Raw genomic sequence first — 13,284 nt, 5'->3', positions numbered from 1 at the left:
CGATTATTGCCGTCCATAAAGGCCGGGCACCAGCGACTCGGCCAGTTGTTTAAGGGTCTCGGGGGCAGTGCCTGGCGCGACGGCCGGGCCATAGTGCACGTGATAGTGCCCCCCCAGTTTTGCCAGAAGTTCGGACACATATCGCAGCGAGGCAACCGTGCGGCCAAAATCATCATTTCCGCCGCTCAGAATGCGGGCAACGTCGCGTGTCCGGTAATAGTGCCGCGAATTGCGCATATCGGCCGAGGCAGGCACGATCGGCGCCCCGGAGGCGGCAGACATGCGGGTGATGCCCGTACGCCATTCAGGCTCGATCAGCAGCCCCTTTGACATTCGTGGCACCCGACCTGAACCAAACACCAGCAGGGCTCCGCCGTCTTCAAGATGATCTTGCATGCCCGCGCGTGTTTGGCGGGCGCTCAATACCTTGTCCCTGCGGTCGAAATCCACCGCGATGATCCGGTCCGCGCCCAGGAAACGTTCGGCCTCGCGGTTGGCGACGACCTTCATGTCGGGGCGGTGATCCAGCAAGGCGCCCGCATGGGCCAAAAAGTCGAACGTGCCGATGGGGTGGGTCGATCCGATGACAACCGCGCCACTGGCGGGCACGTGGTTCAGCCCATGCGGCGTGATCGTGGTGCCGCCCTTCATCGCCATGACTGCATGCACCAGATCAGGGCCGCGCTTGTCGCCCAGTTCGATCAACACCTGCTCGGCCTCGCGCAGGGCGAAAAAGGCCTGCCCGCTGGTCGTCCGGCTGACGAAATCCACCGAGGACATCAGCATCCGCAGCGCCTTTAGCCGCATATCCGCGCCCTCGTGCACGCGCAAACGGGCGCGCAGCAATTCGTCCATGGGGGTGTCTTTGGTCTGTCGGGCCACGGTTTGCCTTGTCGTTCATTCGTTGGTTCGGGCACGCTAGCACGGCGGTGCCAAGGACGCATCCCCCAAGCACCAGACTTGCTTGGCTGACAAAATTGGTCCACAAATCCAATAAGATAGATTTTCCCCGGAGAGCATCATGAACATCCCGGCCCCCGCAGGCATTGACCAGGTCATGCTGAATTTCTCGCCTGCCAGCCTTCAGGTGCTGAACGCGGTGCTTGCGGTGGTGATGTTTTCCATCGCGATTGATCTGAAACCTACGGATTTTCAGAAACTGGTGCGCAACCCCAAGGCGCTGTTGACCGGGCTGGTATCGCAATTCGTGCTGCTGCCGGTGGTGACCTTTGCGATGATCCTTGCGACGACCCCGCCGCCCTCGGTGGCGCTGGGGTTGATGCTGGTGGCGGCCTGTCCGGGGGGCAATATCTCGAACTTCATCACCCACCGGGCCGGGGGCAACGCGGCGCTGTCAGTGTCGATGACGGCCTTTACCACGATTGGCTCGATCCTGCTGACACCTCTGAATATTGCCTTTTGGGGCAACCTTTATGCCCCCACGCGCGAGATCCTGAGGGCGACCTCGATCGATCCGATATCCGTGATGATCACGGTGGGGGTGATGCTGGTGTTGCCGCTGTGCCTTGGCGTGCTGCTGAACATGAAACGGCCCGCATTGACCAAGCGTTTAAGGACACCGCTGCAATACCTGTCGATGGGAATTTTCGTGGCCTTTATCGTGATTGCCCTGGCTGCGAACTGGGGGCTGTTCCTGCAATTTGCCGGTGCGGTGGCGCTGCTGGTGATGCTGCATAACGCGCTTGCGCTGGCGACGGGCTATACAGCGGCCAGCGTGATGCGCCTGCCCGAGTTTGATCGCCGCGCCATCATGATCGAGACAGGCATCCAGAATTCGGGTCTGGGTCTGGTGCTGATCTTTGGTTTCTTCGGAGGCATGGGCGGAATGGCCGTCGCGGCGGCCTTTTGGGGGATCTGGCACGCGGTTTCGGGGATAGCGCTGGCCGGGGTGCTGGCGCGCCACAAGGCCGCGCGCTAGCGGTTACCTGATCCCGTAACTAAGCGGCACCAACAGGGTAAAGCTGTCCTGCTGCAGCACCGTGGGCGGGGTGGGGAACTTGCCGATCTTGCGCAGCACCTTCAGTGCTGAGTTGTCCAGCACAGGCGCGCCCGAACTGTCCTGCACCCGCGCCGTTAACAGGTTTCCATAACTGTCCAGCGTGAACAGAACACGTACCGTGCCCTCGATCCGCTTTTTGCGGGCCTCGGGGGGATAGGACTTGGCCTTGGCGATGGTCAGCACCACGCTTCTCTGCCAATCCTCAATCCGCGCCTTGTCCTGCGCGGTCAGCCCTTCGCTTTGCGCCTGGGCCTTTTCGGCCACGCGGGGGGCCTCTTGACCGGACACCGACGCCTGTGCGGCCACGCTGTCGGTTGCGCCCAGCTGGCTGTTCTTGTCCACCTGTTCGGGCGTGTATTCGGTTGCGGTTTCCTGGGCGGTCTTTTCGGTCTCATTGGCGGGTTCAGGACTGGCGACGCCGAATTTCAGCTCGTCGTCCAAGACCTCGTGAGGCATCTGGTTCAACAGCGGCTGGTCTGCGGCCTTGGCGGGCTCCACGGCCTCGGTGGCTTGTGTGACGGTGGGCGCCTGTTGCGAGGCGATCTGGGCCGCGCTGTCCTCGCCCGCGTCGGACGGGGCGGCGATCAGGTCCGAAAGATCGAACATGATGGCTCCGGTGACGCCAGCGGTGTCTGCGGTGGGTGGTTCTGGCGGAGGGGCTACGGCGTCAATCAGCCCAAGCGGCAGCCCAAGGTGCAACGCCAGACTGCCTGCAGCGGCAAGGCTCCAGAACAGAGCGCAGCCTTTTGCCTGCGGATAGGCAAGTGTCATTGGCTGGGCTCCTGGGGGGTGACGGTAGTTTCGTCCAGCCCCACAAGCCCCACCTTCAGATAGCCATCCGAGCGCATGATATTCATCACTTTCACCAGTTCACCATACGGAACCGACTTGTCCGCACGGATGTAGATCCGGGTGTCGCGGTTCAGCATGGTGGCGATGCCCAGCTCCATCACCAGCGTCTCTTGGGGAACTGGGGTTTCGCCCAAGGCAAGGCTCTGGTCTTCCTTGATGGTCAGGAACACAGGCTCGGCGGGACGTTGCGGTGCATCGGCCACGGCCACCGGTAATTCAACGGGAATATCCACCGTGGAAAGCGGCGCGGCGACCATGAAAATGATCAATAGCACCAGCATCACGTCGATGAACGGGGTGATGTTGATCTCGTGATTTTCGGCGAATTCCTCGCCGCTGTCTTGTCCCAAACGCGCGCCCATGGATCACTCTGCCGTTGCTGCCAGTTTAAGATCGGGCCGGTTGGTTTCCAGTTTGCCAAGATCCAGATCCCGAGAAAGAGTGCGTTCGACCAGCGCTGCGCTGTCGGTCAGCATCAGCCGGTACCCGGTGATCGCGCGAGTCACGAGGTTATAGAAGATCACGGCGGGGATCGCGGCAACAAGGCCGATGGCGGTGGCCAGCAAGGCCTCGGCGATACCGGGGGCGACCACGGCCAGATTGGTGGTGTTGCTTTCTGAGATCGAGATGAAGCTGTTCATGATGCCCCATACGGTGCCGAACAGCCCCACAAAGGGCGCGGTGGACCCGATATTGGCCAGGATGCCCACGGCTTTGCCCTTGCGGCGGGCGGCCCCGGCCTCGATCCGCGCCAGCTCTGATGCGACGCGGTCCTTGATGCCCGGCGCCAGCGCGGGTTTGGTGCCGGTCCGGTCTACCTCGCGCAGGGCGGCGGCGATCATGTGATTAAGGACGCCCTTTTCCGTGCGGCCCTTGTGACTGGACAGGCTGGCCCGCTGATCCAGGGACCGATAGGCGCGGGTCAGGCGGCTGCGTGACCACGCAATATCCAGCATCCGTGCGGCAAAAATGGCCCAGGTGACAACCGAGGCGAAGACCAGCGACAGCATCACCGCTTTCACCACCCAATCGGCGGCCATGTACATGCCCACGGGGCTAAGGTGGTCGGCGCTGGCGACCTGCAACCACTGGGCCGTTTGGGCGCGCCACGCAGCGGGGTCAAATTGCTGAGCCGCCGCAGATTGCGCGCTGGCCGCCCAGAGGAAAGCAAGAAAAGAAAGCTGTCGCATGATCAAACATCCGTCCATTGGCGGATCAGGTTGTGGTAGATGCCGGTCAGATCGACGACCTGTGGATCGGTGATGCCCAGTCGGGCCGTCAGGGCTTGAATTGTGGTGTCGAGGTCAAACAACGTGCGGCGCTGGATGTCCGAACGCACCATGCTTTGCAGCCAGAAAAACGCGCTGACGCGGCTGCCCGAAGTGACGGGGGTGACCTGGTGAATGCTGGTCGCGGGATACAGAACCAAATCCCCGGCCGCCAGCTTAACGGCCTTCTGACCATAGTAATCCTCGACCATCAGCTCGCCCCCGTCATAGCTGTCCGGCTCGGACAGAAACAGCGTCATCGAAAGGTCCGTGCGCAGGCGTTCCTGGGTCAAGGGATTCACCCGGATCGCGTTATCCACGTGTTTGCCAAAGTTTTCGGCTTGTTCGTATTTGTTGAACATCGGCGGCAGGATCCGCGCGGGCAGGGCGGCGGACATGAAGCGGGGCTGCTTGGTCAGCGCCTGCACGATGAACTGGCCTGCGGTCTGCGCGGCCTCGCTGGTTGGGGGCAGTTGTCGGTTGTGCTTTACTGCGCCGGATTGTGCGCCGGCTGTCTTGCCGCCGTCCTCCCAGTCGGCGGCATCCAACAAGGCGCGGATCTGGGCGACTTCGCCCTTGGTCAGAACTTGGGGAATGGTCAGGAGCATGAGTTTGCCTTGATAGAAAAAGAGGGCAAGGGCGCGAACGCCCTGCCGGTGGTCCTTGGTCGCGGGGATCAGAACTTCATTTCCAGCGCGACCGAGATCTCGCGGCCGGGGGCCACATAAGTGAAGGGTGAGCCCGAGCGATAGGCCGCGTCGTAGTACAGCGTGTCCATCACGTTGGTGACACCGAACTTGACCGAGGCGGTTTCGCCCAGGTCATATTCCCCCAACACGTCCACCACGAAGGACGATGCAAGAGTGTTGCCATTGGACGCGGTGCCGCCCAGATCGCGCTGTCCGGTATAGGTGGCGCGGGCGCCCAGCATCAGCTTTTCTGTCACGTCATAGGTGCCCAGAAGGCTGAACTGCTCGTGTGCGATGTTGGCCAGCGATTGGCCGATCGCCGCGCTGTCCACGCTGTCCCTGATCTTGCTGGACATCAGCGTCGCGCCGCCAAAGACGGCAAAGCGGTCGGTGACTTGACCGGCCAGTCCCAGTTCCAGCCCACGGATGTAGTATTCAAGCGTGTCGGTGGTCACAGCATCGGGGCCGCGGCCCTGGGATTCACGCGCCTTATCCTTGGTGGTCTGGAACAGCGCCGCGGTAAACAGCAGGTCCGAGTTGACGTTGTACTTGGCACCCAACTCGACCGAGGTGTTTTGCTCGGGTACAAGGTTCTGACCGCTTTCGTCCAGACCGCCGTACCAGCCCCCACCCGAGGCGATTTCCTGCCCCTGGGGGTTGGTCGAGGTGGCAACGGCGCCATAGACATTCAAGTCGTCATTGACCGCATAGGTCGCCCCGAGGTTCCAGTTCACCATCGTGTCTTCGCGCGAATAGGCGTAAGCCTCGTCCGAGCGTCGATCAACGCCGCTGCGGTCGATCTGGTACAGGTCCAGACGCACGCCGCCGTTCAGGGTCAGGCGGCTGTTAAGATCAACGGTATCCTGAAGGTAAAGTGAGACCGTGTTGATGGTTGTATCGGTGGAATTGGCGCCCAGCACAGGATCTTCGCCGGACCAGCAGCCTTCGGCCACGGGGTCGGGGTCAACCACCGACACCACGCATCCGCGAACGCCGTCGGGGGCGTCGTAATCCTCGCTGATCAGACCTTCATAGCTCCAGGTGCGGGCCTCTTCGCGGCTGACGCTCAATCCCAGAACATAGTTGTGATCCAGCCCGCCGGCGGACGCGGTGCCAGACAGCTCGTTCACATTGGCAAGAACATCGGTTTCCTGATAGCTGCTTTTGAAGCTGACCGCGACGTCCCAGTCGTTGATATCAGTGGAATCGTTGGTGATCAGGCTGCTGGGCGCGGTCAGAATCCAGTCGTTGACCGAACGCTGCGCCCGCAGTGTGTTGGTCAGCGTCATGCCGTTATCGAAATCGTAGGTCGCCTTGACGGTGCCAAGGGTCTGTTCGACCTCTTGGAAATCGCGCCCCACAACACCGTAGAAGGTGCCCCGGTCCACGCCAAATTCTGTCACAGGGCCGCCGTCGTCGCCGACATAAGGCACGCCCCAGTCGGGCAGCTGTTCGATCTCAGTGTGCGAAAAATCAACTTCCAGCGTCAGTTGATCCGTCATTTGCCGCTTGATGGCCAGCGCGGCGCCCTTGCGGTTGTCATAAGTATGGTCACGGCCAGCGACGGCGCCGTCCTGCATCATACCGTTGAAGCGGACCTGTGTGCCGTCTGACATCACGCGGTTGATGTCCATGGTCTGGCGCACGGTGCCGGCGCTGGTGGCTTCGGTTTTGAAGATGGAAAAATCGACGTCCTGCGGCGATTTCGAGACGATGTCCAATGCGCCACCGGTGGTGCCACGGCCACCCACGGTGCCAGCAGGGCCTTTGACGATCTCGACCTGCTCGGTGTTGAAGGTTTCATGAACCGAAATGCCGGTGTCGCGAATGCCATCCTGGTAGATGTCATTGTTGGCCTTGAAGCCGCGGATATAGAGGTTGTCGCCAAACGAGTTTCCACCCTCGCCAAAGCCCAGGGACAAGCCGGGGGTGGAGCGGGCGATCTCGCGTACTGACGTGGTGCCGGTGGTTTCCAGAACCTCTTGGGTGATCGCGGTCACGGAGCGCGCGATGTCCCGGGTTTCACCGGCAAGGCGGCTGTTGGACAGGGTGTTGGCCTTGAACGGCGCATCCGGGTCAGCGAATGAGCTGGAGCCTGCGTGGGCCTTGGCCTCGGCCAAGGCGGCGGCTTCGGCCTCTTGGCGGGCGGTCTCGGCAGCGGCAGCCTCAGCGGCTGCGCGGCGTTGCGCGGCAGCTTGATCCGCACGGCCAGAGGGTTGTTCGGCGGTGGTTTCAACCTCGACTGTTGGCAATACGATCGGCAGGGCATCCTGCGCGGCCGCGCTTGTCACCGAGGTTGCGAAACAGGCGGCTGTCAGCGACGCGCCCAAGGCAGTTTGCATCGCGCCAAGCGCCGCAGAAGACCGAAGATCGGCCGGAGTCTTTGGAAGATTTGACATGTGTCCCACTTTCTAAGCCCCACGTAACGTGGTGTTTTTGCTGGCTTACCAAAGCGGGTCGCTTGCTGGTTTTAATGGCGGGACTGATAATCGAGTGAAACAGTCAAGTAAATGGGGTTTTGGAATGAATCTTTAAAATCTTCGGAAATTCGGCGATTTTGCTTACCACGTACGCTCCAGCAGGGCGTAAAGCGCGGATATTGCGGGGCTGTCTGTTCGGTCCTGCAAGGTGATGAAACTCAGGCAGGCGGGCACCGAGACGGATTCGCAGACCGCCAGTCCGAACGATTGGCGTTGATGCAGGGCGATCGATTCCCGGCACAGCGACAGCCCAACGCCCGAGCGCACCATTTCCAGCATCGAGGCCTCTTGATCCACCAATGCCACCACGTTCTGCTGGCAATCGTGCTGCGTGAATATCTGCGCCAAAAGCCGATGGTGAGCCGAAACCTCGGGAGTGCCGATCCAGGGCAGGGCGGCCAGCTGCGGCCAATGGGCATTGGCAATACGATCCTGCCAGCCCGCCGGAGCGATGACGCGATAGGTAAAATTGGCCAGCCTTTCGGCGTGGATCGGGGCGTCCTGATCCTGCCCCAGGGCCTCCAGATCGCCGGGGCCGGACAGATAAAAACCGGCATCAATCTGGCCGCGTCGTAGGCGCAACAGTGTCTCGCCACTGACGCCGTGGACCAGCTCGGTCTGGATGTCGGGAAAATCCGTTCGCATTTCCTTCAGCAGGCGGCCAAGTCGGATGAACTCGGGGTCCACGATGGTACCGATCTTCAACTTGCCGCTGATCCGTCCCGAGCGTTGCCGGGCGCTGCGGCGAAATTCGGACAGGGCGTTCAGCACTGCCTCGGCTTTTTCGATCAAGGCGGCACCGTCTTCGGTCAGGGTCAGCCCGCGCGGGCTGCGAGTGAAAAGGGTGATCCCGGTTTCGGCTGCCAGTCGTTTCAGCTGATGGCTGACTGCCGGTTGCGTCAGGTTCAGCACCTCGGCCGCGCGCGAGACGCTGCCCTCGTGGGCGACGGTGACAAAAGCCAGCAGTGTGTTCAGGTTAGAAACGCGATCCATATAAAAATTATTTATAATGATCTGTGAGATTCGTCATTAGCTTTCTGTAATCCACGCGCATACCTTGCCGAAAACGCAAAATACGGGAGGTTTTTGCCCAAACGGTGATGCTGCATATGCATCCTGTTTATGTAAAACGCGCCCGATCAAGCCAAGGCAAAGGACGGACGCATGGCCGGGACACAGGTTTTTGACTATATCGTGGTGGGAGCGGGTTCGGCCGGATGCCTGATGGCCAACCGGCTGAGCGCAGACCCCAAGAACCGCGTTTTGCTGCTGGAGGCTGGCAAGCCCGATACCTATCCGTGGATTCATATCCCTGTCGGGTACCTGTATTGCATCGGCAATCCGCGCGCTGATTGGATGTACAACACCAAGCCGGCCAAGGGGTTGAACGGGCGCTCGTTGATCTATCCACGGGGCAAGACGCTGGGTGGATGTTCCTCCATCAACGGTATGATCTACATGCGTGGGCAGGCACGGGACTATGACAACTGGGCCCGCCTGACCGGCGAAGAGGACTGGAGCTGGGAAAACTCGCTTGAAGATTTCAAGGCGCACGAGGACCACTATAAGCTGGATGACGGGGCCGATCCTTTCACAGGCTCGAACAGCAAGTTTTCAGACATGCATGGCAATGGCGGTGAGTGGCGCGTTGAAAAGCAACGCCTGCGCTGGGATGTGCTGGATGGGTTCATGGATGCCGCTGTTCAAAACGGAATTCGGAAGACCTCGGATTTCAACAACGGGGATAATGCCGGGATCGGCTATTTCGAGGTGAACCAACGTTCAGGCTGGCGGTGGAATACGTCAAAGGCGTTCCTGCGCCCCGCGAAAACCCGCCCGAACCTGACCATCTGGACCGAGGCCCAAGCCGAAAAGCTGACTTTTGCCCGTGGCGATGACGGCGCATTGCGCTGCGATGGCGTGCGGGTCAATCGTGCGGGGCAAAGCGTTCAGGTCAGCGCCACCAAAGAGGTCGTGCTAAGCGCGGGTGCCGTGAACTCTCCTCAGATTTTGCAGCTGTCGGGCGTGGGTCCGGCGGCCTTGTTGCAGCAGCACGGGATCGAGGTGGTGCAGGACACCCCCGGCGTGGGCGAAAACCTGCAAGACCACCTGCAAATCCGCGCGGTTTACAAGGTCAAAGGGGTCAAGACACTGAATACATTGGCTAACTCTCTGGTTGGGAAGGCCAAGATCGGTTTGGAATACTTGCTGAAACGCTCGGGTCCGATGAGCATGGCTCCAAGTCAGTTGGGCGCCTTCACCTGCTCGGACCCCGATCAGCCGTATGCCAACCTTGAATATCACGTGCAGCCGCTGAGCCTTGAGGCGTTTGGCGAGGACTTGCATGATTTTCCTGCGATGACCGTCAGCGTGTGCAACCTGAACCCCACCAGCCGGGGCCATGTGCGTATCACCTCGGGGGATTTCCGTGTCGCGCCCGAGATCGCGCCGAACTATCTGAGTACCGATTCAGATCGCCAGATTGCAGCGCAAAGCCTGCGGCAGGTCCGTGAGATCATGGCCCAGCCCGCTATGAAGGAATACGCCCCCGAAGAATTCAAGCCCGGCGTTCAATTCCAATCTGACGAAGATCTGGCCCGCTTGGCCGGGGATATCGCCAGCACCATTTTCCACCCGGTTGGCACCATCAAGATGGGGCGTGATGATGACCCCTTGGCGGTGTTGGACCCGCATTTGCGCCTGCGCGGCATTGCCGGTCTGCGGGTGGTGGACGCCAGCGTAATGCCCGAGATTACCAGCGGCAATACCAACGCACCCACGCTGATGATCGCCGAGAAAGCCGCAGGCTGGATGCTGTCAGGGCAGTAATTGCCCGCTGGGGCGTTGCATCTTTGGGCGGGGCGACGTTTCATGGCGCGGTCCGCCAAAAAGGAGCCCGCCCTTGAAAACCCTGTGTCTTGTCATCCTGTTGCTATGCACCCCGGTGCTGGCAGGGGCCCAGACGTTTTACTATGACGAAATGGGTGCCGCGCAGAAACAGGCGCAAACGGGCGATATTCAGGGCGCGGCCGACCGGATGCGGGGCCTGCTTGCTGCTTTCAGGGACGAGGGCCAGACCGACAAGTGGATGCTGGCCGATATCTATTATGTGGCCGCCTACATGGTGGCCGCGACCGGCGACACCGCAGCCGCTTTGGGTCTGATCGACGAAGCGTTGCAGGACGCTGATCTGGTCAAGAACCTGCCGCATATGTACGAGCTGCAGGGGGTGTTGTTCCAGAAAATCGCAGCCTTTAGTGCCGCGGCGGTGTCCTATCAGCAAGCGATCGCCTTTATGCAAATGGAAAGCTGGGCGCAGGGCTTTGATCCGGTGCGGGTGGCCAAGGCTCGGCTGCAGGGCGCTTATGCTCAGGTGCGTGGGGCCGGCGGCGTTTTTCTTGATCAGTCCATGGTCCAGGCCCGCGCGGCCATAGAGGTTCTGAACGAGGCCGGGCAGGGCGGTCTGGCCAATGACTATTATCTGCCGCGCATGTCGGAAATCGCTGGCGATCTGTTCGAAGCCCGCGATGCCTATGCTCGTATGGCCCAGCACGCGGACACGGCAATGACCCCCATTTTGCAGCGAAACATCGCCCTGATCGATTGGCAGTTGGGGGATTACAAGGCAGCAGGCCCGCGGGCCGAAGCCGCGTTGCGTGGGCTGGAAGCCGCAGGAGGGACAGCTGCAGAAAAGCTGTTGATGCGGACGATCGCAGTACTTTCGCCGATGATGAATGGCACGACCCCGGTCGATGAGGTCCAGCTTGAGGCGTTGCTGGCGCAGACAAGTGATCTGGATATGACTGACCCGTCGCAGTTGATCTGGTTCCTGTATTGGACCGAAGCGATGATCAGCCTTCTGTTGGAAACGGACGGCCTGGGCGTTGATTGGGTCTTGCAACTGGATCTGAACATTTTCAGCTATGAAAACACTGCGCAGGATGCCTTGGCCACGCAGGTAGTCACGCGTATCCGCCTGGGCGCCGCGCTGGCATTGGAACGGCTGGGCCAAAAGGCAAATGCCTATGAGCTTTACACTTCGGTTTGGCTGCGCAATTCCCAGTCTCACCGGATCGCGGCCGAAGCGCAGGCCGGCCGTGCGCGCACCGGTGATTTCACGTATTGGGAGCAACAGAGCATCGCGCTGGCTGGGGCCGTTTCGGCGCGCGAGGTGGTCGCGGATATACCTGCCCGTCAGGGCCGGGCCGCGCGACGGCAGCAGGACAGATTTGCGCAGTTGTTCGAGCTTGCGTTCCAGGCCAGCTATGACCGGTTTCAGAAAGACCCGCCTTTGCGGATGGTCAGGGCCGAGTTTGGCCGGGTCCCCAAGCCGATGCAGGACACGTTCATTTTTCCATGGACTGAAAACCCAGATTTTCTGGATACGGCTGACGGTCTGGTGACCGGACGAACCCTGTCCGAGGCTTTTGAAATGCTGCAGCTGGCCCGACAGTCCGAGGCCGGTCATGCGATCGCGGCGATGACGGCGCGGCTGGCCTCGGGGTCGGGGGATCTGGCGCGATTGTTGCGTCAGCGCGACCAACTGTTGCAACAACGAGAGCTGACTGCCCAAGGGGCAGGAGACGCGCGATTGGCCGAGGTTGACGCTCTGTTGGATCGGATCGAGTCCACTCTGGACGCGGATTTCCCTGGCTATCGCCAGGCCGGGGCCCCGACACCGCTGAGCTTATCCGAGGCACGCGATCTGCTGGGCCCATCCGAGGCGATGGCGGTGATGCTGGCGCGGGAGGACGGGTTGCACACCTTTCTGGTCACACCGGATTTTGTTGGTTGGCACCGCGCGGATGTCTCGCGTGGTGATCTGACGGATGGGGTGCGCAAGCTGCGCCTGGCGCTGGACCCGACCGAGGCCGCGCGCGCCGGTGTTGCGCTGAACAAGCGTTCCAAGGCCAAGGAGTTTGACCTGAATCTGGCGCATCGGATATGGCAGCAAACTCTGGGTCCGCTGAGCGCATATTTGCCCGCGGACACAACGGTTTTCCTGGTGCCCGACGGCGCGCTGCAGTCTCTTCCGTTCTCGATGCTTTTGACGCGCGCCCCCAAGACGGCGCCTGGGGCGGGCTATGCGGCGCAGCCCTGGGCCATCAGGGACTACAGTTTTGCCACCTTGCCCGTACCAGCCAGCTTGCGCGCTCTGCGTCAGGCGGCGCCCGTGCAGGTTCCCTCGGTTCCGTTCATCGGTGTGGGGGATCCGGTGTTGGGCGGGCATGGCGCCGCAGATACGCGCGGCGTACTGGACAATCCTGAAACGCTGATCGCTTTGGCCCCGTTGCCCGAAACCGCGACCGAACTGCAAGAGTTGAACCGGATCGTGGCAGCCGGTAAAGGGCAGCTTTTTCTGGCCGAGGCCGCGCGCGAGCCGGCGCTGAAATCCGGGGCTTTGGGAGACGCGCAGGTGCTGGCCTTTGCGACGCATGGCCTGATGGGCGGCGAGCTGGAAGGCATCACTGAACCCGCGCTGGTGCTGACGCCCCCGACCCAAGGCAGCACAGACGAGGATGGCCTGCTGTCCGCCAGCGAGATCGCCCAGCTTAGCCTGAACGCCGATTGGGTGCTTCTTTCGGCCTGCAATACCGCTGTTGGCGCGGGCGGGGGCGAAGCCGAGGGGCTTTCGGGGCTGGCGCGTGCGTTTTTCTATGCCGGTGCGCGGCGGTTGCTGGTCTCGCACTGGTCGGTGCAATCGGATCCGACCGTGGCTTTGACAACGGGTATGTTCCGCGCAAAACCCCTTGTGGGCGACGACCCAACGGGCGCGCGGGCGCTGCGCCACTCGATCCTGGAAATGATCGACAATCCGGCGCGGGCAGGGTGGAGTCATCCCGCAGCCTGGGCGCCCTTTGTGACCGTTGGCGGCTGATGCCGCAGCGCAGAGCGTGATTTGCCCTGAAACGTTACGGATTCACGCTTGCGCCCATGCCGTTCTGTCCTTAGAACACGGCGAGATTTCGGCGCCT

General features: G+C 61.4%; 10 protein-coding genes. 3 read left to right on the top strand and 7 right to left on the bottom strand.

Annotated features, from left to right (window positions below; translation table 11 throughout):
- Positions 1 to 3 precede the first annotated feature (3 nt).
- Positions 4 to 855, bottom strand: coding sequence for a 1-acyl-sn-glycerol-3-phosphate acyltransferase (locus tag ACOQOQ_RS13940; RefSeq protein WP_420567592.1), 852 nt, complete (start codon positions 853 to 855; stop codon positions 4 to 6).
- A 166-nt stretch (positions 856 to 1,021) separates the two neighbouring features.
- Here ACOQOQ_RS13940 and ACOQOQ_RS13935 point away from each other — a divergent pair, with 166 nt between their 5' ends.
- Positions 1,022 to 1,939 carry a bile acid:sodium symporter family protein gene (locus tag ACOQOQ_RS13935; protein WP_420567591.1) on the top strand — a complete coding sequence of 306 codons (918 nt, stop codon included), beginning with the start codon at positions 1,022 to 1,024 and terminating at the stop codon, positions 1,937 to 1,939.
- A gap of 3 nt (positions 1,940 to 1,942) precedes the next feature.
- Here the strand turns inward: ACOQOQ_RS13935 and ACOQOQ_RS13930 are convergent, their stop codons facing one another.
- From ACOQOQ_RS13930 to ACOQOQ_RS13905, 6 genes are all read right to left on the bottom strand, one after another.
- The gene (locus ACOQOQ_RS13930; protein WP_420567590.1) at positions 1,943 to 2,791 is read right to left on the bottom strand and encodes an energy transducer TonB; all 849 of its coding nucleotides are present in this window, start codon (positions 2,789 to 2,791) and stop codon (positions 1,943 to 1,945) included.
- Positions 2,788 to 3,234 carry a TonB system transport protein ExbD gene (exbD, locus tag ACOQOQ_RS13925; protein WP_420567589.1) on the bottom strand — a complete coding sequence of 149 codons (447 nt, stop codon included), beginning with the start codon at positions 3,232 to 3,234 and terminating at the stop codon, positions 2,788 to 2,790. Before exbD ends, ACOQOQ_RS13930 begins: the two co-directional genes overlap by 4 nt.
- A gap of 3 nt (positions 3,235 to 3,237) precedes the next feature.
- Entirely contained in the window at positions 3,238 to 4,062 is an 825-nt protein-coding gene (gene exbB, locus ACOQOQ_RS13920) for a tonB-system energizer ExbB (protein ID WP_420567588.1), read from the bottom strand.
- A gap of 2 nt (positions 4,063 to 4,064) precedes the next feature.
- Positions 4,065 to 4,748 (bottom strand): Fe2+-dependent dioxygenase, encoded by a 684-nt coding sequence (locus ACOQOQ_RS13915; RefSeq protein ID WP_420567587.1) that lies wholly within the window; start codon positions 4,746 to 4,748, stop codon positions 4,065 to 4,067.
- A 68-nt stretch (positions 4,749 to 4,816) separates the two neighbouring features.
- Positions 4,817 to 7,228, bottom strand: coding sequence for a TonB-dependent receptor (locus ACOQOQ_RS13910; protein WP_420567586.1), 2,412 nt, complete (start codon positions 7,226 to 7,228; stop codon positions 4,817 to 4,819).
- Between the two features lie 162 nt (positions 7,229 to 7,390).
- Complete coding sequence (locus tag ACOQOQ_RS13905; protein ID WP_420567585.1) at positions 7,391 to 8,302, bottom strand: LysR family transcriptional regulator; 912 nt, start codon at positions 8,300 to 8,302, stop codon at positions 7,391 to 7,393.
- A 171-nt stretch (positions 8,303 to 8,473) separates the two neighbouring features.
- Between ACOQOQ_RS13905 and ACOQOQ_RS13900 the strand changes: the two genes are divergently transcribed.
- Entirely contained in the window at positions 8,474 to 10,138 is a 1,665-nt protein-coding gene (locus ACOQOQ_RS13900; RefSeq protein WP_420567584.1) for a GMC family oxidoreductase, read from the top strand.
- 73 nt (positions 10,139 to 10,211) lie between these two features.
- Positions 10,212 to 13,187, top strand: a complete 2,976-nt coding sequence (locus tag ACOQOQ_RS13895) for a CHAT domain-containing protein (RefSeq protein ID WP_420567583.1) — start codon at positions 10,212 to 10,214, stop codon at positions 13,185 to 13,187.
- Positions 13,188 to 13,284 lie beyond the last annotated feature (97 nt).

The sequence above is a fragment of the Thalassovita sp. genome (genome assembly GCF_965218685.1).
GTDB lineage: Bacteria > Pseudomonadota > Alphaproteobacteria > Rhodobacterales > Rhodobacteraceae > Thalassobius.
Note: the sequence above shows the minus strand (reverse complement) of the source record. Positions and strands in the feature narration are given on the sequence as shown.